The organism is Streptoverticillium reticulum, from assembly GCF_047456005.1.
Classification (GTDB): domain Bacteria; phylum Actinomycetota; class Actinomycetes; order Streptomycetales; family Streptomycetaceae; genus Streptomyces; species Streptomyces reticulum.
Window position 1 is genome coordinate 7,610,932 of sequence record NZ_CP179755.1, and the last position, 22,154, is coordinate 7,633,085.

18 protein-coding genes and 2 pseudogenes are annotated in these 22,154 nt (G+C 69.2%); 6 read left to right on the forward strand and 14 right to left on the reverse strand.

The genetic code is table 11. The annotated features are described in order from the left end of the window. Positions 1–13: 13 nt before the first annotated feature. From ACMATS_RS34610 to ACMATS_RS34645, 8 genes and pseudogenes are all read right to left on the reverse strand, one after another. Positions 14–1,426 carry an amidase gene (locus tag ACMATS_RS34610; protein ID WP_390775436.1) on the reverse strand — a complete coding sequence of 471 codons (1,413 nt, stop codon included), beginning with the start codon at positions 1,424–1,426 and terminating at the stop codon, positions 14–16. A 528-nt stretch (positions 1,427–1,954) separates the two neighbouring features. After that, positions 1,955–2,407 (reverse strand): peptidoglycan-binding domain-containing protein, encoded by a 453-nt coding sequence (locus ACMATS_RS34615; protein ID WP_414170200.1) that lies wholly within the window; start codon positions 2,405–2,407, stop codon positions 1,955–1,957. A 491-nt stretch (positions 2,408–2,898) separates the two neighbouring features. Further along, entirely contained in the window at positions 2,899–3,024 is a 126-nt protein-coding gene (locus ACMATS_RS34620) for a hypothetical protein (protein ID WP_390775434.1), read from the reverse strand. Positions 3,025–3,076: 52 nt separating this feature from the next. Beyond that, complete coding sequence (locus ACMATS_RS34625; RefSeq protein WP_390775433.1) at positions 3,077–3,307, reverse strand: hypothetical protein; 231 nt, start codon at positions 3,305–3,307, stop codon at positions 3,077–3,079. Then, positions 3,307–4,437, reverse strand: a complete 1,131-nt coding sequence (locus tag ACMATS_RS34630; protein ID WP_391154621.1) for a radical SAM protein — start codon at positions 4,435–4,437, stop codon at positions 3,307–3,309. The genes ACMATS_RS34625 and ACMATS_RS34630 overlap by 1 nt, the downstream gene beginning before the upstream one ends. A gap of 261 nt (positions 4,438–4,698) precedes the next feature. Then, complete coding sequence (locus ACMATS_RS34635) at positions 4,699–5,394, reverse strand: glutamate ligase domain-containing protein (protein WP_414170201.1); 696 nt, start codon at positions 5,392–5,394, stop codon at positions 4,699–4,701. Between the two features lie 44 nt (positions 5,395–5,438). Continuing rightward, positions 5,439–6,242: pseudogene (locus ACMATS_RS34640) on the reverse strand (transposase); the annotation flags it as partial. Positions 6,243–6,399: 157 nt separating this feature from the next. Next, positions 6,400–6,588, reverse strand: coding sequence for a ferredoxin (locus ACMATS_RS34645; RefSeq protein ID WP_414170202.1), 189 nt, complete (start codon positions 6,586–6,588; stop codon positions 6,400–6,402). 617 nt (positions 6,589–7,205) lie between these two features. Between ACMATS_RS34645 and ACMATS_RS34650 the strand changes: the two genes are divergently transcribed. Further along, positions 7,206–8,009: a hypothetical protein gene (locus ACMATS_RS34650; RefSeq protein WP_414170203.1), complete on the forward strand. Its 804-nt coding sequence runs from the start codon at positions 7,206–7,208 to the stop codon at positions 8,007–8,009. A 125-nt stretch (positions 8,010–8,134) separates the two neighbouring features. On the opposite strand, the gene ACMATS_RS34655 is transcribed toward ACMATS_RS34650, so the two are convergent. Then, positions 8,135–8,272: a hypothetical protein gene (locus ACMATS_RS34655; RefSeq protein ID WP_414170204.1), complete on the reverse strand. Its 138-nt coding sequence runs from the start codon at positions 8,270–8,272 to the stop codon at positions 8,135–8,137. Positions 8,273–8,416: 144 nt separating this feature from the next. Beyond that, positions 8,417–9,473 (reverse strand): annotated as a pseudogene (locus ACMATS_RS34660) (hypothetical protein). A 395-nt stretch (positions 9,474–9,868) separates the two neighbouring features. Between ACMATS_RS34660 and ACMATS_RS34665 the strand changes: the two are divergent. Both ACMATS_RS34665 and ACMATS_RS34670 read left to right on the forward strand, forming a co-directional pair. Then, a complete protein-coding gene (locus tag ACMATS_RS34665) occupies positions 9,869–10,588 on the forward strand; it encodes a hypothetical protein (protein WP_390775421.1) in 720 nt (239 codons plus the stop codon). Positions 10,589–10,655: 67 nt separating this feature from the next. Further along, positions 10,656–12,506 (forward strand): FG-GAP-like repeat-containing protein, encoded by a 1,851-nt coding sequence (locus ACMATS_RS34670; protein ID WP_414170205.1) that lies wholly within the window; start codon positions 10,656–10,658, stop codon positions 12,504–12,506. Between the two features lie 346 nt (positions 12,507–12,852). Here ACMATS_RS34670 and ACMATS_RS34675 read toward each other — a convergent pair whose 3' ends face one another. Together ACMATS_RS34675 and ACMATS_RS34680 are read right to left on the reverse strand one after the other, a co-directional pair. Then, the gene (locus ACMATS_RS34675; RefSeq protein ID WP_414170206.1) at positions 12,853–13,647 is read right to left on the reverse strand and encodes a hypothetical protein; all 795 of its coding nucleotides are present in this window, start codon (positions 13,645–13,647) and stop codon (positions 12,853–12,855) included. Positions 13,648–13,753: 106 nt separating this feature from the next. Beyond that, positions 13,754–15,022, reverse strand: a complete 1,269-nt coding sequence (locus ACMATS_RS34680) for a hypothetical protein (protein WP_414170207.1) — start codon at positions 15,020–15,022, stop codon at positions 13,754–13,756. Positions 15,023–15,552: 530 nt separating this feature from the next. Here ACMATS_RS34680 and ACMATS_RS34685 point away from each other — a divergent pair. The 3 genes from ACMATS_RS34685 (at position 15,553) to ACMATS_RS34695 (ending at position 19,456) form a co-directional block, all read left to right on the forward strand. After that, on the forward strand, positions 15,553–17,856 hold the full coding sequence (locus ACMATS_RS34685) for a CHAT domain-containing protein (protein WP_414170208.1): 2,304 nt from the start codon (positions 15,553–15,555) through the stop codon (positions 17,854–17,856). A 14-nt stretch (positions 17,857–17,870) separates the two neighbouring features. Next, a complete protein-coding gene (locus ACMATS_RS34690) occupies positions 17,871–19,055 on the forward strand; it encodes a hypothetical protein (protein WP_414170209.1) in 1,185 nt (394 codons plus the stop codon). Positions 19,056–19,201: 146 nt separating this feature from the next. Beyond that, on the forward strand, positions 19,202–19,456 hold the full coding sequence (locus tag ACMATS_RS34695) for a hypothetical protein (protein WP_414170210.1): 255 nt from the start codon (positions 19,202–19,204) through the stop codon (positions 19,454–19,456). A gap of 34 nt (positions 19,457–19,490) precedes the next feature. Here ACMATS_RS34695 and ACMATS_RS34700 read toward each other — a convergent pair whose 3' ends face one another. Next, complete coding sequence (locus ACMATS_RS34700) at positions 19,491–21,755, reverse strand: heavy metal translocating P-type ATPase (RefSeq protein ID WP_414170211.1); 2,265 nt, start codon at positions 21,753–21,755, stop codon at positions 19,491–19,493. Positions 21,756–21,847: 92 nt separating this feature from the next. Further along, on the reverse strand, positions 21,848–22,123 hold the full coding sequence (locus ACMATS_RS34705) for a heavy-metal-associated domain-containing protein (RefSeq protein WP_414170212.1): 276 nt from the start codon (positions 22,121–22,123) through the stop codon (positions 21,848–21,850). Between the last annotated feature and the right edge of the window lie 31 nt (positions 22,124–22,154).

Consider the following 22,154-nt stretch of genomic DNA (forward strand, 5'->3'; position numbering starts at 1 on the left):
TTGCCTCGTGCTGTCACTGTGCGATGTGCGGATGCTGCTGCCAGGTACCGGTGGCCGTCTCCACCGCGGCGGCCATCCGCAGCACCCCGAGATCATCGCCCTGGCGGCCGATGATCTGCAGCCCGGTGGGGTGCCCTTCCGCGGTGAAGCCGAAGGGCACCGAAATCGCCGGAAGGCCAGCGAGGGTGACGCGTGAACAGATGCGCATCCACTCCCGGTAGAAGGTCTGTGGCACTCCGGCAACGGCCTTGGGCCAGTGCTCGTGCACGTCGAACGGCGGGAGTTGGGTGACCGGGGCGATGAGAAAGCGGTATGCGGTGAAGAACGCGTACATCCGGTCGTACACCTGCGAGCGCAGCAGTTCCGCGCGTCCCAGGTCGTCGATGGTGAGAGCGAGCCCGCGCTCGATCTCCCAGGTCGTCTGCTCGCCGATGTCCCGTGGCCACTCTTCGTGCAATTGCTTGAACGCCTGCCGGTAATAGGCGGCGCGGAGGATCGAGAAGGATTCGTCGGCGCCGCTGAAGTCCGGCTCGCGCTCCTCGACATGACAGCCGAGACCTTCGAGGACGCTTACGGCGGGTGCGAGGGTCTCGGTGATCCGCGCGTCGACGGGCAGCCCGCCGAGCGTGGTGGACCAGGCGACCCGGGTGCCGGCCACACCGCCTTCCAGCGGGTGGGTGAAGTCGACGACGGGCGCGTTGAGCACGGCGCGGTCGTCCGGGCGGGCGATGACCTGCATCTGCAACGCGACGTCGCCGACCGTCCGCGCCATCGCGCCGTACGTCGCGAGCGTGAAGTGGGTGTGCGGCGACGGCCACGCCGGCACCCGGCCGATGGACGGCCGGAGCCCGACGACGTTGCAGAACGATGCCGGATTGCGCAGCGAGCCGGCCATGTCGGAGCCGTCGGCGATCGGCGTCATCCGGCAGGCCAGCGCCACGGCCGCACCGCCACTGGAACCGCCGCACGTGGTGTTGGTGTCGTACGGGTTCCGGGTGGCCCCGAACACCTGGTTGCAGGTCTGCGAACCGGTGCCGAACTCCGGGGTGTTGGTCTTGCCCATGGTCACCGCCCCGGCATCGACCAGCCGTTGCACCACCAGGTGGTTGGAGGCGGGCACATCGTCCTTGAAGATCACGGAGCCCTGGGTGGTGCGGATGCCCGCGGTCGCGGCGAGGTCCTTGTGCAGCACGGGCAGTCCGTGCAACGGACCCAGCCTCACCCCGCGGACGATGGCCGCGTCCGCTCGCGCCGCCGCCTTCCGCGCGTGTTCCGGCGCGAGGGTCACGACGGCGTTGACGGCCGGATTCACCCGCTCGATCTGCTCGAGGTGGGCTTCCAGAACCTCTCGTGCGGAGGCCTGGCGGGTCACCATCAGCAGGACGAGTTCACGGGCGGTCCTGAAGACCAGTTCGTGGTGCGACATGACGCCTCTTGTCTCTCGCCGGTCCGGCGCTCTGCAGCCCCACGTCGCGTGTGGGGCGGCGCTTCCTCGCAGGCGGCCCATTCCTCACTCCGCATGAGGAGGCGGAGATCGTAGCGGCCCGCAGGAAGACTGAGCTGCCCGAAGCGGTCGCCGAACATACGGAGGATGGACACGCTGTCCCCGACGGAGGCGCCGGCGAAGCTTCGTCGGTAGTCCCAGCTTCCCGGGGGGATGCTCGCAGGGCGTAGGACGACGGAAGACACCAGCGGCATGCTGACGCACCTTACATACGTTGGCGTGCTGGCGTGCTGGCGTGCCGGCTTGCCGCGGATGAACAGTGCGGCTCTTGACTCGCCCTCCTGATACGCCGTTGGCGGCAGGGCTCTGCAGGCCAGGCAGGCTGCGATGCTGCGCCGACCTTCGTAATGGACCGCGCGTTTAACGGGGTTGCCTGTCCTGGCCGTATCCGGTCGGCCTCGAACAACGCCTACCCGGTGCAGACCACTGCCGCACGCCCCACCGGGCGGATCAGCACCAGCTTCCGCGGACGTTGGCGAACGACGCCCAGGCGGCCCTGGTCTTGGGCCCGGCGATGCCGTCGATGCCGCCGGTGTCGAGGCCGAAGGAGACGAGGAAGCGCTGGAGGCCGCTGATGGTGTTGGGGCCGAGGATGCCGTCGGCGGTTCCGGCGTTGAAGCCCTCGGCGTTGAGGAGATTCTGCCAGGCCCTCCAGCTGTTGGAGCCGAGCTGGCCGTCAATCGTGCCGGGGTCGTATCCGGAGTCGCGGACGTAGCACTGGACGCTCTTGGCTTCGGAGGTGTTGAGGCCGAGGTTGTTGACGGCCTGAATGGTGACGGTCCGGGAAGTCCCCTGCTGGGCGGGTGCGGCGGTGGCCGCGGTGGCGCCGGCGAGGGTGCCGGTCAGACCGAGGATCAGTCCGGCGGCCGTGAGGCCGGCTGCGGCCTTTGCGTGTCTCAGCATGAACGTTCCCCTTCTTCCGAGTGAGCGGTTACCGGGGGTTGACCACATGCAGGCGGGATCTAACAGCACTGCTGGAGGCAGGGCGAGCGTGGTGCAGAAGGTTGCGCGTCGATCCGGCCTACGGAGACTCTGGCTGATAACCGGGCCCGGACTCGGGGCCGTCGCAGGTACTCGGGGACCGAACCGCTGGTGAGGTGACGGACGCGATGCCGCGAGCCCGGGACGCGCGTGACCACTTGTGGCGCATGGTGTCGCGTTTCGCGCTCGCGGAAACGACCAGTTCCGCGAGGCGGCGGAGGATTGGTGACGTCGCCGACCTCGCGGCCGGGCGAGGGCAGGGGTTCCGGTCGTGTGGCCTAAGGTCGGCAGCGGAGCGCCACTTCGCGGAGGGGTGCTGGTGGGTGGCTCCGGCCACCGCCGCGTCCGGGGCTGGGAACTCGAAGAGGCCCAACTCGCCTCTCCGGTCGGCGCACCAGCCCCGTGCGGCGGTCTCAGGCGGCCGGCACCTGCTGGCGCAGCGACCTGGCGTACGCCACGGCTTGGCGGCGGCTCTGCACGAGCGGCATCAGGTTCCGGGCCCAGGCGAGCACCGGGTCCCGGAACTGCGCCGCGCCCATGGGGTCAGGCCGTTACCCGGCCCCATGGGTCCTGCGGGTTCGGCGTGCTGGTTCACCACGAGGCTCGGTGGCGCCTGCTGTGAGCGGGCTGTACGCCGCCGCCGGTCTGCGTGAAATTCTGGTTCCACGACGTGAACGAGTCGGTGCGCTGGTTCCGGTTCTTGTTCTCGCTCGTCGGGTACCGGCTGATGAGCTCGTCCAGCGTGGCCACCGTCGCTTCCCTGGCGGTCCTGACGCGTGAGGTGTCCTCGTAGGCGGGGGGCAGCAGGTCGTCGTCGTGCATCAACTCGTCCTTTCCATGAGGGGGATGAAGGCTTGCGCGGTACGGCTGGTGGTGTCCCCGTCGAGCTGGTCGGCGAGGGCACGGGCGAGTTCGATCCGGGCGGCGGTGCACCACTGGGTACGGGTGGTGTCCATCCGTCCGTGCTCGGCGTAGCGCATGGCCGCGAACCCGCCGTGGCAGAACTCCCAGAAGCCGCACGTGGCGCGGCAGGCTTCCAGGCCCTTCTCGAACTCGGCGATGTATCCGAGCTCGTGCTGACGGCCGATGATGGCCGTCAGGGGTTCCTCCAGGACGTTCCCGGCCCGGAAGTCGTTGTAGACCGGCGCGCGCAGACCGGCGAGCTCGGGGGAGGCGAGCACCACCGTCCCGTCCCGGCCGACCGTCGGCATCGGCTCGCGCGGCTTGTCCATGGTCCGCTGCACGAACGCGGCGGCCTGCAGCAGCTCGCGGACCCGGATCCGGTCGGGATGCGCCCGGCACCAGGTCAGGACGTCGGTCCAGAACCGGCGCGCCGCCTCGTCCGCCGGCACGGACCGGGTGGTGCTGATCCCGAGGGACGCTTCGAGGTTGAAGGCGACCGCCTCGAGACCGAGGTCGTCGAAGTACGTCAGCAGCTCCACGCCGCGGCCGGTGCTGGAGGGGGGAACGACGCAGATCGCGTACGGGTTCAGCCCGGCGTCCATCAGCCGGCGTATGCCCTCGACGGCTTGGGCGTGAATCGGGCGCCCTGCCCAGTTCACCCGCTCCGTGCACAGCCAGGCCGGACCGTCCAGGCTGACGCCGATCTCGAAGGCGTACTCGTCGAAGAGCCGGCACCAGCCGTCGCCGATGAGCGTGGCGTTGGTCTGGATGTGGTGCCGCACCAAGCCCTGGCCGCGACCGTTCTCGAACGGGTCCAGGAGCTGGCGCATCACGCGGGTGCCGACCGAGGTGGGCTCGCCGGAGTGCCACAGCACGGTGACCGGCTCGCCCTGTTCCTCGATGTCCCGCGCGATGGCCTGCGCGACGGCGGGCTGCATGTGCGCGGTGTCCCGCCGGTTCGGCAGGTAGCAGTACGAGCAGTTCGCGTTGCAGTAGTTCGTCGGCTGCATCACGACCATGCGGTACGTGCTGTCGATCATGCCAGCCATGGGCTCGGCCTCCAGTGGTGATCATCCGGGTCCTTGGACCGTAGCGAGATGCGCACTGCTACGGGCCCTGTTCAGCTGTTCACGCGCGGTCGTTCCAGTCATGTGCCCCGGCCCCGGCCGGGGTAGCCGCGGTCCTGGCCGTCCACCGGGAGGGACGCGGCCCAACAAGCTTGCGGCTCCAGGGGGTTCTGGGCGGGATTCGTGTTCTCTTCCGGGTGATCACCCGCATCGACGCCCCCCGGCGAGGGTCACCGGCCGGCTTCAGTTGAGCAGTCCCTGGGCCACTACTTCCAGTCCCAGGGCGCTGGCGCCCTTGACCAGGATCACGTCGCCTTCGCGCACCAGGTCCTCGGCCAGGCTCAGGGCCTCGCGTGCGTTGCTGGCGCGTGCGACGGCCACCTCGCTGGAGAGGGCGCGTGCGGCGTCGCCGAGTGTGTCTGCGTGCGTGCCGCCGACCGTGATCAGTCGGAGGATGCCAGTCTTGGCGACCTTGCGGCCGATGCGGTCGTGCCAGGCGCCGGCCTCGTCGCCGAGTTCGGCCATCTCGCCGAGTACGGCGATCATGCGGCGTCCGCCGGCGATGTCCTGCAGGGCTTCGAAGGCGGCCTCCATGGATTCGGGGCTGGCGTTGAAGGAGTCGTTGATGACGGTCAGCTGGCCGTGGTGGTGCACGTCCATCCGCCCGCCCGAGGTGAGTGTCGCCTGCTGCAGTGCGGCTGCGATCCTGCCGGAGGGGACCCCGACGGCGAAGGCGGTTGCCGCGGCGGCGAGTGCGTTGGTGACGTTGTGCCGGCCGTGCACGGCGAGCTGGATCCGCACGGTCTTGGGCCCGTAGCGCAGCGAGAACGAGGGTCGGCCGTGCTCGTCGGTCCTGATGCCGTGGGCGCGCACGTCGCAGTCCGGGCCGGTGCCGAAGGTGAGGATCCGGGCGTCGGTTTCATGGCGCATCGCGATCACCCGGGGGTCGTCGCCGTTGAGGACGGCGACGCCGTGTGCGGGCAGGGCCCGCCCCAGGTCTCCGGCTTGGCGAAACGGAACTCCTTGCCGTGCTTCGGCGGTCGCCCGCCCTGGGGATAGGACAGGGCGTACTCCTTGAGCGAGGGCGTCGGCCGTCGCATGACGCGGTCGGAGCGCATCCGTCCCAGCACTTCGACCGGGAGGCCGTCGAGGAGGTGGGCCATGCGCGGGGCGTCGTAGCCGGCATCGAAGACGATGAGGATGTCGGGGTCGCCGAAGTGCCAGCGGCCCATCTCGATCAGGTCGGTGACCACACGGCGGAGCTGGGCAGCGGTGACCTCGGCGACGTCGTCCTCGGGTCCGAGACGGACGGCGTCCAGGAGCTGGCACCAGGACGTCCGGCCCGATTCGAGGGCGGCGACGAACGAGTACGGCCAGCCGGGCACGAACTGGTCCGAGGAGCGGCCGTTGCGCCCGTAGACGTGGCAGAACAGTCGGTCGGCGCTGGTCGGGGCGTCTGGGCGGAGCCAGTGGTTGATGTCCACCGCGAGCACCACGCGTCCGTCGGCGGCCCACGGCATCGGCAGACCAGCCAGCACCTGCCGCAGCCGGGGCACATCGATCTTCCCGCAGTTCAACGCGTCGTACATCGCGCCGTGCCCGCGCCGGTGCTCGGCCACCAGCGTCAGGTCCACCGGCGAGGTCACCGGACCGTCCGCGCACAGCAGTGCATCCACGAGCTCGAACAGCTCGTCCCCACGCGCGGTCAGGCAGTCGAATAGGTCCTCCCGGAAGCGTGACGCCACGGCGAACGCTTCTTCCGGAACAGCGTCAGGGAGCAGACCCACCCTCACGGCCTTCGTCTTGATCGGTGCATCCTTGGTCGGAGCACATGGTCAGACGAAGGCCGCCCTCGCGTCCGGCGAATGCCCTAGCGAGCCACCTAGTTCTACAGGTCGTTCGAAGGCGAAAGGCCACTCGCCACCGACGCTGGCCTGGGAACCCCTACTCGAGCCTGAGAGCCGCCGTCGGGCACTGCGCCACCGCGGTCTCCACGTCTGCCAGCCGACCCTCAGGCACCTGGGCAACAGTGAGGTGTAGGACGTCTTCGTCGTCCAGCTCGAACACGTCGGGCGCGATGCCCACGCAAATACCGTTGGCCTTGCACTGGTCGTGGTCAACAACGATCCTCATCGAGGCGGTCCGTGGTGACTGGCTGGGGCGGGACGAGGTGCTGTTGCGGTGGGTGAGCCCGAGGGGGGATCAGGCGGCGGCTGACGCGGCGGCGGATCGCTTCCATTCGGGTGAATTCACCGCACGACAGGGTGCATTTCTTGCGGTCTGCGATGTCCTGGGGATATCGCCCAGGCGGCCGATGCGCGGGCCCGGGCGTCACTGCGAGGAGATGCAAATGCTCCTACGGAGATTCGCCGCTGCTGTAGCAGCTACGAGCAACAGTCTGCCGACCGCCTTCACCACGAGCGCTGATGCCACCGCAGGAACCAAGAACGCCATATCCAGGGTCTGCCCCTGGCCCCCCCAACGCGGCAATGCGCTTCCTCGCCATCGCAGGCATCGGCGCAACCCTCATCTGCTACCACCGACTCACCAAATGAGCTGACATCTCATATCGGGTCGTGTGGTCGCTCGTCACCACGCTCTGGACGGGAGAAACCATGCACAGGCCAAATCAGCTCGGTACCCTCCGGATTACCGCGTTTGCTGCGATTGCAGCACTCGGGGCGGCGACACTGACAGCGCCCGCTTCGGCGGACACCCCGCCCAAGACGGTCCTCACTCCCTACGGACTTGTGCCGCAGTCCAAGGTCGTACAGGTCGACAAGTACCAGACCCTCAAGGTCATCAACGGGCAGGTGGAAAAGATCGACCTACGCACCAACGCCGTCCTCGACAGACTCGGCCCGGCAGCCACCGACCCGGCGTCGGCCGATCCCTACCGTCGCGCCGCGAAACTGCGCGCAGACGCCGGCATCGCGAACACCCCGCCGGCCGTCGACCTCGGCGGCAACTGCCCCACGGACTGGAATCAGCAGCACATCCAGTCGTTCACCACCACCTGGACGGTGCCACCGGCCCCGAGCGACTCGACCAGTACGGGTACCTACTTCATCTGGAACGGACTGGCCGGCGGTGCATTGCAGCCAGTCCTCCAGTGGGGCAACGGCACCGCGGCCTACCGGATCGCGAACTGGTACTACGTCGGCGGCCAGTACGCGCACGGCACCTACAAGAGCGTCTCTCCCGGTGACCAACTCACCGGCACGATCCAATACGTCTCCCAGAACGGCAGCAACTACACCTACAAGGAGAGCTTCGCCGGGTACCCGGACCAGGACGTCACGGTGAATCGGACCGGCTCTGCCGACGGCGTCATCGAGTGTTACGAGTCCTACGTCGGCGGGGATGCGACGAAGAACCCGAACGCGAGCTACGAGAGGATGACGAACATCACTCTCGCCGACCAACCCGGATACTCCACACCGGCCACCATCGGGTGGGCCGGAGACTCCTCCAAACCGATCCTGAGCAGGGTCATCAGCAACAGCAGCTCGAACGGCGAGGTCGACCTCTACTTCGTCAACTCCCCGTCGTGAGAACCGGTGTGCTGCGCCTGCGCGGCGCAGCACACCGACCACGTATCGAGAAAGAACACCCGGAGCCTTTTCAAGCCGACGTCGCGGCCTCGACCGGTCCGTCACTGCTGTGGGGCGGGGAAGTGTCAGCACAGGGCGGTGAGGGCGAGATGGATGGTGGGCGGCTGGTGCCGGGCCCGGATGCGGGTCGGTTTGGGCTTGGCGACGGCATCGGGCCGTTCGACGGGGTGAGGCTCGCAGCGCGGGGGCCGGGGTTGACGCACCTCTGAACGATTCTGCCAACCATCACCAAGCCTCACAGATCAGCGGATCCCCCACTGCGCGGACTTCCTCGGCGAGGACGTGCGCACCGCCGCCGCGCCACCACCCGCCGCTGACACAGCACCAGCCTCCCGAGACAGCACAACTTAAAGATCAAGCTCAGCGTCGAACATCGTGTGGTGGACATCCAGGGCGGAGACGACCTCGGCCAGCCCCGTCATCAGGAAACCGCCGCCGGCCAGGTCGATGTCGCCGATGGGCCGGGCGACCACCTTGTCGAGACCGGGGTGGTCCCCGGACTGCGGGGGGAGACAGGACCGCCACCGGCACGGCGTACATCACCGCGAACAACCCGGAGAAGGACACCGGGATCTCGTAGGAGTACTGCTTGCAGCAGCGCCGCTGCGTGCAGAAGGTCTCCACGCGGGAGCCCGACGGGACCTTGCCGGAGATCTGCGACCTGGAGGCCCAGCTGGTGGTCAGGGAGCCGCCGACGGAGGCCGAGATGCCCAGCATCAACGAGGCGTTGAGCATTGCGCTGCCGGTGGCGGTGCCCTGGGTCGTGAACGCCGCCGAGTTCGTCACCGAGTTCGTCGCCGCGTTCCTCACGTTCGTCTCGGTGGCGTTGGCGTTGTCCACCCCGACGTTGTCCTTGCTGTTCTTGTTGGTGACCGTGTTCGCGTTCTTGTTCGCCACCTCGTTCTGGCACTGCATCTGAAGCTGCTGCTGGAGGTCCATCTTGAGCTGGTTCTGCGGCATCAGTTGGAGCTGCGCGCTGACGTTGCCACCGAAGGTGAGCTGGGCCTGTCCCTGGAGCGACCACGTGATCCCGTTCGACACGGTGAAATCGACCGAGTCGGTGAAGGTCATCTCGGATGTCTGGCTGCGGTTGACGTAGCAGCGGCAGGAGAACGTGTCGGGCGGGGGCTGGCCGATGTTGCACCGCTCCTCGATCAGCGGTTCCCCGAGGTTCATGTAGGCGATCCAGCCCAGTTGGAACGCGGTCCCCGTGAACGTGCCGAAGCTCGACTTGTTCACGGAGAACCCGACGGGCTTGTGCTGCACGCCGTAGTCGTCGACGTAGACCAGATTGGGATGGTCCAGGATGGACTTCCAATTCTGATGGATGTTCAGTTCCCGCAGGTTCTTCTTCGTCAGCGGCTGGCGCTTGGCCCGTCCCAGGTTGTACGCGTTGGAAGACATTCCCCGCCCTCGACTAATCCGGCCGAATTGCATTCGGTGAAATGTGGATCAAGAATCTGCGCATGTTCCCGAAATGCGAAGATAATACGGGCTCCGCCTCCGGGAAAGGGGCCTCCATGTCATCGCTCAATCGAGTGATAAGGGCTCGGTGGTTGTCCCAACTCCCCTTAAATGGAGGTAACTTGAGGTGCTGTCGATCGCTCGGTCGACGCTTCCAGGAATTGCCGAACCTGAGGATGCGATAGCCCCAACCGATGATGTGGGGCGGGGTGTTCGCGCCAGTCATCCATTCGTTTTCGAGGCTCTTTCGGCCGAACGTGGTCGGGTTTTCGGCAATGTCGCGCGACAGGCCACTGTATTGAGAATCCGGTCTTTCGGAACAGGGGGTTTCCGCTATGTACACCCAAGAGCGCACGGCAATGGCGAATTTGGTGGTCGGCGGCCCGGTGGCGGTGAACAGTTATGACAACGCGATCGTGGCGGCGCTGGTCGAGAACCGGCCGGTCATGCTCGTCCACGCCTTCAACGGCGGCTACCTGCGGCCTGCCGAGCTGAAGGAGGACAGCCACGACAAGGGGGTCAAGCTGGCCACCGCGCTCGACCCGGCCACCAAGGACGCGCAGGGCCACCTCTGGCACATCACCCCCGCCGGCTTCTTCGGGCAGCGGCCGCTGTACTTCATCGAGAGCGCCGCGGGCCAGGTGTCGCCCAAACCCGCCGGAGCAGGCGCAGCCGATGCCGGGCGCGGCGACGACGGCGCGCCCAAGCCGCAGCGCAGGCGCATCACCGTCCACCAGGACGCCCCCAAGAGCACGTGCGACACCGTCCAGGTCGGCCTCCCCGACAAGATGGGCGACAAGTGGCGCGGGAAGAACGGTGCGGTCGAGGACACCCAGCTCTGGGTCGTCACGGTCACGCCGTGGGGCGGGATCACCTTCGTGCCGATCACCCACCCCGACGCCATCCTCGGGTTCAAGGACTTCGCGGTGACGGCCGACAGCGAGGTGCGTATCACCTACAACTGGGGCGGGGACTTCACCGGGACGGTCATCAACACGTTCTACCCGCGGCTGCCCAACGAGTGGAGCGTCCCGTACCACCACGTCTTCACGTGACCCGCGGCAACCGCCGCTCCACACCCGTCCCGAGCCCGCGCCCCAACCGCCTGGAAGAGGCACCACGATGCCCGTGCCCACGCAAGAACTGAAGCTGGAGATCGTCAACGCCGCCACGGGGAAGACCCTCGGCGCCAAGGCCGCGCCGAGCGCGGACGGAGCGCTCGTCGTCCGCGACTTCCCCGACGGCGGCCCGAGTCCGGAGCAGTGGCGGCTCACCCCCGTGCAGGCCGCGCAAGGCGGACAAGCGCAAGACGACCAGGCATACGTGATCCGCAACGGCAATGCGGTCAACGGCAAGGTGCTCGACAATCCCGCCGCCACGGACCGCGGCGTCCGCCAGGCGGACGCCACCGACGGCAAGAAGAGCCAGCAGTGGCACGTCGTCCCCGTCGAGGGCGAAGCGGGCCTCTACTTCATCGAGAGCGCGACCGACGGCACCGTTCTCGACCTGGCCGACCCAGGCCAGGACGACAGGCGGGTCGTCCTGCGCGAGTACGACGACAGCGCAGAGAGCCAGCGCTGGCGGTTCGTCCCGGCCGAGCCCGAGCGCACCAGTGACCCCGTGCTGCGCTGGGCACCACTGAGCCACTGGAACGGCCGCCAGTCCTGGCCGCTGGTCCGCTCGACGGCGCTGCGGCCGGCACCCGAGGCGACGCCCTCCTTCAGTGACATGCTGCTGGTCGTTCAGCGGTTCGGGAGCGACCAGGACGCCGGCGGGTGGAAGAGCGACGGGGTCAACCGCCCTCCCAGCGGGCAGCCGGGCTGGTGGGCCGGGCTCGGAGACCGGTTCCTCACCGCCACCACGGGAACAAAGCGGGCGGACATAGTAGGACTCAAACCCGCGAAGGGCGCCGTGACGTCGCCCAGCAACGGCGACGGCACATTCGCCGACGAACGCGCCCTGCACCAAGGCCCGCCCTCCCCGAGCCCCGCGGACCTGTGGACACTCGTGGACACGACGGGCGACGGCAGGCCCGACGTCGTCGTGCTTGCCGCCGACGGTGTCCGGGTGACTTCTCAAGATGAGGCCGGGACGTTCACGCCCGCGGGCGGCAAGTTGGTCCTCAAGGCGTTCGGACACGGCCAGCAGGCGGGCGGGTGGCTTGTCGACAAGCACCCTCGCTTCCTTGTCGACACCACCGGTGACGGACGTGCCGATATCGTCGGCTGCCACGACGACGGCGTCTGGGTCTCACTCCAGGACGAAGAAGGCAAGTTCGCACCGCTTACCGACGAACCGGTCCTCCGGGCATTCGGCCACAACGAGAAGGCGGGTGGGTGGCTTGTCGACAAGCACCCTCGCTTCCTTGTCGACACCACCGGTGACGGACGTGCCGATATCGTTGGCTGCCACGACGACGGCGTCTGGGTCTCACTCCAGGACGAGGAAGGAAAGTTCGCCGACCCTCTGTATATTCTCGACGACTTCGGGGCCGACCAGGGATGGAGCTCGATCGAGGAGCACCCCCGGTTCCTGGCCCCGACCACCGATGGTGGAGCAGTGGACATCGTCGGCTTCGGCCCGCAGGGCGTCGTCGTCTCACGTGGGCGCGGCGACGGCACGTTCGAGCCCTCGAAACTCGTCCTGAACGACTTCGGGCTCGCCCAGGGGTGGACAAGCAGCAAGCACCTTCGGCTCCTCGCCGACGTCACCGGCGACGGCAAACCGGACATCATCCGCTTCGGAGACGAGGGGGTCTGGGTGTCGCACAACCGCGGCGACGGCCAGTACAAGCAGGCCCAGCTGGTGTGCCGCGGGTTCGGGTACAACGAGGACGCCGGCGCCTGGCGGGTCGACCGCCATCCCCGCTTCCTCGCCGACATCACCGGTGACGGACGCGTCGACATCGTCGGCTTCGGTGGCCCGGGCGTGTACGTGGCCCGAAACCTCTTCCGCCGCTTCAGGACCCGGTAACCCGCCATCGGCGTCCGCGGCCCTGCCCGACGGCAGGCCGGGAACACCGTCCGGGGACCAAGCCGTCCGCTTCAACGACGGATCGTGGTCCGGGAAACGATCTCCAGCCGGAGTCCCACAGCCCCGGTCAGCCACGCTTGTGAACGCCCCTTCGTTCAGGAGTCAACTCTCAGGGCAGGCCGCCAAGTTGCAGCGTCGTGCAGTGCCGGTCACTGGCTGGACAGGCGGAGGTCTCCGGTCCAGGTGCCGCACCGGACACGGCCGGAGTCTCGCTGCGGATCGGGGCCACTTCAACGTGGCCCGACTCTGCCATGTCATATCCCGTGCAAGGCGCTTACCCGATAGCTCACCGCACGGGGGTGCCGAGCTGTTGGGCGATCTGCAGGAGCTGGTCCGTGGTGAGCTGTGTGTCCTGGGTGAACACGGCGAATGTGTACGTGCCGTTGGACCATTTCAGGCAGCGGTTGGATGAGCGCTCTTGCAGGTGGGCCGGGTGCCCGCCGATTGTTGCAGCGGCGCCATGAGCGTCATCCGGCGTTCCCTTGGCGACCTGCGCGATGGCCAACGAAAGGCGGGTCCGGCCTTTGCGGTAGAACCGCGTCCAGGCGGGACTCTCCGCTCTGAAGTACGGTGAGGCGAGGCAGCGTTCACCGGGTGGTGTGTCGGGCTCGTCGTCTATTTCTTCGGTTTGTTTGTAGCCTGCGGGGAGGTATCGGGGGTCGGCGAGCTGGGAGCTGTCGATTGGTGTGATGGTGGCGCCGGTGCTTGTGTCGACGAGCCGCCGGGCGCCCAGGGGTGCCGCGAGCGTGGTTGAGACCTGTTCGTCCGTACTCTTGCACTGGTGCCGGAGGTCGGCTTCCCCGCCTTTCAACACCAGCATGACCGTGTTCGCGGATTCCCGGGCCTGCAATTGGGGGCGTACCTCGTGGCAGGGGGTCCATCTGGCCGGTGTGGTGAGCGTACGGCCGTCACTGCTGACCAGTACGTCGCCGGATACCGCCCCGTCGTAACGGAGTTCCCGGCGGTGTCGTTCACTGAGCCACCACGCGGTCACGGCGATGAAGGCGACGGTCAGTGCGCCGCCGATCCACAGAGCGCGGGTGACGCGCTTGAGCTGCTGCGGATACACGATCTGCTCCACGGTCGACGGTGACGCTGCGAGGCCTGCGCCTGGCAGATTTCGGCGAGTTGAGGGAGGGCTTGGGCCGGCACCGTGGTGCAGGCGCTGGCCCAAGCGCGCTGATGTGCTAATTGGTGATGAGCGTCCACTTCAGCTCATGCAGCGTCTGCGAGATGGGCACGTAGTACACGCCCCCAAGGCACCAAGGCTTCCTCTGATGCCCGTCGAGGACGGTGTCCTCGTTCAGATCTGCTGGACAGGTCACCGGCTTGTCGAGGGCGGTGATCGTTCCGCGTGCCTCGTCGGTGGTCCAGTTGTTCGCGCCGACGAAGACGGGCCCTCCGCTGTCCCCGTTGACCGCGGCCACTCCGTGCGAAGGCCATTCCTCTGCGTATCCCAGGTCGGTGATGGGGCGATATCCGCCGTCGGCTCCCGTGACGCCCATGTCGACGTACTTCAGTACGACGTTGCAGTGCACGCCGCCGTTCGCGCCGTCGGTGCACACATAGTCTCCGACGAAGTTGTGCCCGGACCCGGAGACGGGCTTGGCGTAACCGTCGGTCCTGTTCGCCGCCCCGTCGTACAGGAACGGGCCGGCCGGATCGTGCAAGGCGATGCCAACGGTGTCCACGGAGGCGTTGCTCTGCAGCCGGTCGCTCACGCCGACATCGTCACCACCCTCCCAGGTGCGCCAGTACCCGTCTTTGCCGTCGCAGTGCTTTGCTGCGGTGAGCATGAAGCTCCCGTACCGGTCCTTGACAGCGAACCCGCTGGAGCAGATGCCGCCGGAGGGGTTCCTCAGGGCGGAACCGCCGTACCACGGGGGCGAGTCGTGCTTGCGTATCCCCTTGTCCGCCGCCGGCCCGAATCGCGGTTGTGCCTTGTCGCTGCTGGATTGCGGGTCCTCGCTCAACGGCTTGTATGTCGCAGTGGTGTTGATGCCGGTGAGCCGGTCGGTGAGGGCCTTGACGTCGCTCGACCTGTTCAGGCGCTCAGAGCGGGCCAGCGGGTCCACGCGATCCCGCTGACCGACACCACGGTCCTCGTCATAGGTGATCTCCAGACCGCTGCCGTCGTTGGCACCCGCGATGCTCGTGATGCGCAGCGAGCCGGTTGACGACGACGGCCGCAGGGCCATCGGCTTCCCGCCCTGAAGAAGCTTGTTGCGGGCCTCATGCAGCTCGGACTTGGAATACCGGGCCGGCACCACCTCGGCCGTCACGCTGCTGGGCAGGTGGGCAAAGATGCGCTGCACCCGCTCTGGAGGCGTCCCCTTCCAATGGAGTCGCAGATGATTGTGCCCGGGGTCGATCTCGACCTCGGTGAAGCCGGGGATCGTGGCCCGGTCGTACTCGGAGAGACCTTCGGTGATGTCCCCGGCGACTTTGTCGAGCACGTGCTGCTGCTCCTGGAGCGCGATCAGACGTGGATCCGCCGTCAGGTGCCGAGTATGTGCTCCGGCCGTGGGCTTGGCTTTGCCCCCCTGGTGCGGTGCAGCGTCGGCTGACGGTGAAGCCGCGATCAGTGGAACGGACGCGATCACGGCTGCGGCAGGAAGAACTGCCACTCTCCAACTGCCGCCTCTGTGCTGTCGCTTCACAGGCTTCTCCCCCCTTGGTTGGCCTGATGGGCGCGTGACAGCCTGCTACTAGTGGGACCAGAGTGGAACGGAGGATCCGGCCATTCCGGTACGAAGCACGTTTTGGATGTTCGACAACTGCAAGACCGGAGAGCACAGTTCGGGGTGGGGTGCAGGCGCGATGGAGCAGTGTGGGCACGGTCATGGTCGCCGCGGATTCGATGACCATCGGCAGGCTGTACAACTGCTCGACGACGTGCTCGGCGCAGTCTTCGCGGGCACGCCCGCTCCGTCGTGTTGTGCGCGTACGCTGCGGAGGCTGGTACCGATGACACGGGGGATCCACCGTGGACGGAACGACACAACTGTTGCCCGAGGACCGGGCAGCGTTCGAGAGGGTGCTGGACGAGGCGCTGCGGATCGTGCCGACGCCGAACGCAGAGGCGGTGCGCGTGAGCGCCCTGGCCGCGCAGGATGCGATCGCCGCCCGTGCCGGTGCCGAGTACCGGCACTATCGCGAGGCCGCCGACGCTGCGGCCGCGCGACCCGCTGTTTCGCGGCGCGCTGCGGGGCGGTTGCGCCTCGCGGTGATCGAGGCGGCCCTACTGGCCATCGCGGGCATCGTCGCCGTGGTGCTGGTGGAGGCCCGTTGGGAGGTGTGGGCGGGCCTGTCGCTGGCCGTCGGCTTGCTGGGGCTGCGGCTGGGGCTGGGGCGCTTTGCGCAGGTACGGCGCCGCGGTGCCGCGTCCGCGGACGGGGACCCGTCCGGTGAGGTGGCGGCCACGCGCGAAGCCTGGATTGCAGCCCTGCTGCGGCTGGGCGTGCTGCCGTTCATCGCGGGAGAACTGGCCCGGCCCCCGGATGGCGCGTACCTCTGGCGGCCTGCGCCAGGGGTGCGCATGCCGGAGGGCTCTTTCCACTTCCACGGGGCACCGGAGCAGCCCCCGGCGCCCCAGCAGCCGGATGATGCAGGCGTGTTGGATGCACCAGACGTCCTGGAGGAGGCGGAACCCACTCTGCGGCTGAGACCGTACGGGGACGAGGGCGTCCCGGCGGCCGACTATGGTCCGGTTTTTGGATGCTCGGAGAGGCGCCCAGGCCAGGAGCGTCGCGCCGTCACCAGGTCCACGGCTTCCTCGCGTTCCTCGCGCACGGTAAGCAGCCGCCCGCAACCCGAGCCCGCCCCGGCCCCCCACGACCCCCGCCGTCTCACCGTGGAGCTCGCCGAACAGGCGTCCCCCGGGCGGGACGTTCCCCTGCACGTACAGGTCACCTGCGACCTCGCCGCCATCCCCGGCGCCAGCCCTGGCGTCCCCCTGCGGCCCTTCGCCCTGCCGCCGGACGGTGCCCGGCTGCTGATCACCGTGCACGCCCCGGCGCTCCTCGCGCTCGGGGACCTCCAGCAGGAGCTGCTGGTTCCGCCGGGACGCGACTCCGATGTCCTTCGGTTCGGGCTGCGCACCACGCGCACCGGCCTGCACACCGTCACGGTGAGGGCGTTCCACGGCGGTACGTTCCTGGGGGAGGCGCGTACGCAGATCTCCGTGGAGGACGGGACACCGACGCGGGACGGACCGGCGCGCGAGGTCGCCCTGCCGACGGTGGCGTTCGACCCGGGCGAAGTGACGCTCCAGGTGCTCAAGGCGACGGACGGTTCGTACAGTTTCCAGTTGCTCAGCGAACGGTGCTACGCCCCCGAGTCCTTCCGCCTGCTCGGCGGAGATTCGCGAGGCCCGACCGAGCGGATCTACGACGAGCTGCGGAAGATGGCGACGGCGGCGGGCAAGGCCGGCCCCGAGGAAGGCGAGGCGGCCCGCAGGCGGCTGCGCAACCTGGGGGTGCAGCTCTGGTCGGCGGCCGTTCCGGACGCCGTGCGGCGGCAGTTCTGGGCCGAGGCCGGGCGGGTCTCCTCGTTCACCGTCCTCGGGGAACACGACCTCGTCCCCTGGGAGTTGCTCTACCCGCTCGACGGACCCGACGAGGGCGACGGCTTCCTCGCCGAGTGGATGCCGGTGGTGCGCCGCGTGTTCGGGCAGGAGCGGGTCAGGGAGCTGCAACTGCCGCGGGCCACCTACGTCGTACCGCCGGGCTCGCCGGCCGATGCCGCACGCGAGGTGGAGAAGATACGGCGGGCGCTGGGCGGCCTGGTCGTGGACGGCGGGGTGCTGGCCGAACGGGCGGCCCTGGCCGACCTGATCGACGACGGGCTGCCGGGACTTCTGCACTTCGCCTGTCACAACGCCTTCACCGGCGCCGGGTCGTCCGTGAAGATGAGCGACGGCACCCTCGACCCCATCGACCTCGCCTACGCGACGCAGTCCGGTGCCCTGCGCCGCACGCACCCGCTGGTGTTCTTCAACGCCTGCCGCAGCGCGGGGCAGATCGACTGGTTCTCCAGCAGCCTGGGGTGGGCACCGCAGTTCCTGCGGGCGGGTGCGGGCGCGTTCGTCGGATCGCTGTGGCCGGTCCGTTCGGACTCCGCGCTCGCCTTCGCGGACTTCTTCTACGGCAGCCTGGTCCACTTGCGGGCAACGCTGGGCGAGGCGTCGCTGATGGCCCGCCGGGCCGTCCGGGACCACGCGGGCGGCGATCCGACCTGGCTGGCCTACGCGGTCTACGGCTCGCCCGCGGCCCGCGTCCACAACTCCTAGGAATCAGGAGCGACATGGAAGATCCGGTCTTCGTCATCCACGGTGTCGGCAACCGCGACGAGGAGGGCTTCGCCCGTACGGTCGCACAGTTGCGGACCGCCACCGGCCTCGGGCTCGTTCCCGTGTACTGGGGCGACCTCGGAGCCGACGACCGTTACGTGGACCTCGCCCTGCCGCTGCGACGACCCGCGGCGGACTCCGGGCTGCGGGATGACGCGGAGGCGCCGGCGGAACCGGAGACCGCCGCCGTGCTGGAGTCCCTCCTCGGCACCCCCGCCCTGCGGGACGCGAAAGAGCCGCCGCCCGCACTCGAGGACGCGCTCCGCACCGGGCTGGCGGAGGAACTGGAGGAGGAACCGGAGGAGGAAAAGGACGACGGGCTGCGGGGCGGCCGAGGCCCGGACGCCGACGACATCCTGGCCGAGCTGACCGGACTCTGGCCCGAAACCAGGTGGTTGAGCCGGGTCGACGACCCGGGCCTCCTGCGCGCGGCGGGCACCGCACTCGCCGCGGCCGTCCGGGAGGAGGCGTCCGACGACTCCTGGGACGGCCTGCGCGGCCCGGACGACGGTGAGGGACGGCTGCGGGCACTGCTCCGCCGCAGGCTGCGGGACCTGGACCGCGTCGCGGGAGCCGCCGTGGAGGCCGTGGCCGGCCGCGTCAACCACCAACTGCGCCGCCACTACGGCCCGGGCGCCACCCGCTTCCTCGGTGACGTGCTGGTCTATCAGCGGCACCGGGAGGCGATCCACGCACGCGTCCGCGAGCGGATCGGCGCGGTGGACCCGGAGCTGGGCCGCGGACCGGAGCGCCCGGTGCGCGTGGTGGCGCACAGCCTCGGTGGCGTGATCGCCGTCGACATGGCCACGGCCGGGTCACCGTTGTGGACGTCGTCCCTCATCACCTTCGGCTCCCAGCCCGCCTACTTCCACCTGTGCGACCCGAGGGGCGGGCAGCTCTCGCCCTACGCCGACGAGCAGTCGGTCGCCCTGCCTCGATCGCTCGCCCGCTGGACCAACCTCTGGCAGCCGCTCGACCCGCTCGCCTTCACGGCATCCCGCGTCTTCCGCCTCGCCGACGGAACCTCACCGGTCGATGTCCCTCTGCCCCACGCGGCCGGTGCCGGGCTGTGGACGCATTCGGTGTACTGGCGGCTGCCGGAGGTCGCGGAAGCGGTGCGCGAGGCGTTCACGGTTTGACCGACCGGGCTGACAACGGCAGGCAGAACGACGTCGAATGATGTCTCGGCGATCAGCGGAAGCCGCGCGATGCGTTCCGGTGTATCCCGCCCCGCCCGGGTTAGCAGCCGGGAAAGCGAATTCGCGGCGAGGAAAGGAGCATCGTCATGACGTTGCCGTGGCGCGAGGACGAGCATTGGCGTCGCCGGTACCCCCAGGCCGGGCCCGACTGGACGCAGGGGATGCCGCAGGGGCAGACGGAACCGTTGACCCCCATGGGGCGGGCCGAGCAGTACGGACGGATGGGGAGCGCGCTGCGTGGTGGGTATGTGGCCCCCTGGCAGCGGAAGGTGATCTGGGGGTTCGTGGTCGGGGTCGTCGCCGTCGGCACGGCGTGTGTACTGCTGGTGCTGTTCGGCTGAGCGGCAGGAACCGCTCAGCCGAAGGCCGAGCCGGCTACCTGAAGTTGCGCAGCCGGAGGCTGTTGGTGACGACGAAGACGGAGGAGAAGGCCATCGCCGCCCCGGCGATCATAGGGTTGAGCATGCCGGCCGCCGCGAGCGGGAGGGCGGCGACGTTGTAGCCGAAGGCCCAGAAGAGGTTGCCCTTGATGGTGCCGAGGGTCCTGCGGGAGAGGCGGATGGCGTCGGCGGCCACGAGGAGGTCGCCGCGGACGAGGGTGAGGTCGCCGGCCTCGATGGCCGCGTCGGTGCCGGTGCCCATGGCGAGGCCGAGGTCGGCGGTGGCGAGGGCGGCGGCGTCGTTGACGCCGTCGCCGACCATGGCGACCGTACGGCCTTCGGCCTGGAGGCGCTTGACGACGTCGACCTTGTCCTGGGGGAGGACTTCCGCGACGACCTCGTCGATGCCGACCTCGCGGGCGACGGCCTCGGCGACCGTCTTGTTGTCGCCGGTCAGCAGTACCGGGGTCAGCCCGAGGCGGCGCAGCTCGGTGATGGCCCGGGCGCTGGTGTCCTTGACCGCGTCGGCGACCGTGAGGACGCCGCGTGCCTCGCCGTCCCAGGCGACGGCCACGGCGGTGCGGCCCTCGGCCTCGGCGGTGGCCTTGGCGGCTGCGAGTTCGGCCGGCAGCTCGATCGTCCAGTCGCTCAGCAGCTTTTCGCGTCCCACCAGCACCGCGTGCCCGTCCACGACTCCCTGGACGCCGAGTCCGGCGACGTTCTCGAAGCTGTCCGGCACGGGCAGCGTGCCGGTGCGCTGCGCAGCGCCGTCGGCGATGGCGCGGGCGATGGGGTGCTCGGAGGCGTGCTCCAACGCTCCGGCCAGGCGCAGCAGTTCGCCCTCGCCGGTGCCGGAGGCCGTGACGACCTCGTGCAGCGCCATCCGGCCGGTGGTGACGGTGCCGGTCTTGTCGAGGACGACGGTGTCGACGCGGCGGGTGGACTCCAGGACTTCGGGGCCCTTGATGAGGATGCCCAGCTGGGCGCCGCGTCCGGTGCCGACCATCAGGGCGGTGGGGGTGGCCAGGCCCAGCGCGCAGGGGCACGCGATGATCAGCACGGCCACGGCGGCGGTGAAGGCCGCGGTGGCGTCGCCGGTGACCGCGAGCCACGTGAGCAGGGTGCCGAGGGCGATGAGCAGGACGACCGGGACGAAGATCGCCGAGATGCGGTCGGCCAGGCGCTGGACCGCGGCCTTGCCGTTCTGCGCGTCCTCCACCAGCCTGGCCATACGGGCCAGTTGGGTGTCGGCGCCGATCCGGGCGGCCTCGACGACCAGGCGCCCGGAGGCGTTGACGGTCGCGCCGGTGACGGTGTCGCCCACGGTGACGTCGACGGGTACGGACTCGCCGGTCAGCATCGAGGCGTCGACGGCCGAGGTGCCCTCCACGACGGTGCCGTCGGTGGCGATCTTCTCGCCGGGGCGGATGACAAACCGGTCTCCGACCGCCAACTCGGCCGTGGGGATGCGTACTTCGCGTCCGTCGCGCAGGACGGCCACGTCCTTGGCGCCCAGTTCGAGCAGGGCGCGCAGGGCGGCACCGGCCTTGCGCTTGGACTTCGCCTCCAGGTAGCGGCCGGCGAGGATGAACGTGGTGACCCCGGCCGCGGCCTCCAGGTAGATCGAGGAGGCGCCGTCCGTGCGGGAGACGGCGAAGTCGAAGCCGTGCCGCATGCCCGGCATGCCCGCGTCCCCGAGGAACAGGGCCCACAGCGACCAGCCGAACGCGGCGAGCGTGCCGATCGAGACCAGGGTGTCCATGGTGGCGGCACCGTGCCGGGCGTTGGTCCAGGCGGCCCGGTGGAAGGGGAGGGCGCCCCAGACGACGACCGGGGCGGCCAGGGTGAGGGAGAGCCACTGCCAGTTGTCGAACTGGAGGGCCGGGACCATGGCCATCAGCACGACCGGCACGGAGAGGAACAGCGAGACCAGCAGACGCTGCCGCAGTGCACCGGCTTCCCCGTCGGCGTCGTCCTGAACCGCCTCGGCCGGGGTGGCCGCCGGCCCGGGGGGTTCCTGGGCCGTGTAGCCGGTCTTCTCGACAGTGGCGATGAGATCGGCGATCTCGACCCCGGGAGCGTAGGCGACCTTTGCCTTCTCCGTGGCGAAGTTGACCGTCGCCGCGACGCCGTCCATGCGGTTGAGCTTCTTCTCGATGCGGGCTGCGCACGAGGCGCAGGTCATGCCGCCTATGGAGAGCTCGACCTCGGCGGAGGGCAGAGCGGGTGCCACTGTTTTCTCGGGGGCGATGCTGGTCATGCGGGATTCTCCCGGGAGGAGGGCCGGGCCGTGCGGCGTCCATATCAGTGGAGCGGCACGACCGGCGAGGAAGGAGGGGGGAGGGGTCGGCCTCAGATGCGGTCGGCGAGCTCGTAGCCCGCCTCGTCCACCGCGGCGCGGACGGCCGCGTCGTCCAGCGGGCCGGCGGAGACGACGGTGACCCGGCCGGTGGCGGCCACGGCCGTCGCGGAGGTCACGCCGGATATGGCGGAGATCTCCTGGGAGACGGCGCCCTCGCAGTGGCCGCAGGTCATGCCGGTCACCTGGTAGACGGTCGTGACGGTGCCGTCCTGGGCGCCGGGAGCCGTGGAGGTGCCGCAGGTGCTGGAGGTCGTCTGGGGGGTCATCGTTGTGCCCTTCGGGGTTGCCGAGCGTGTG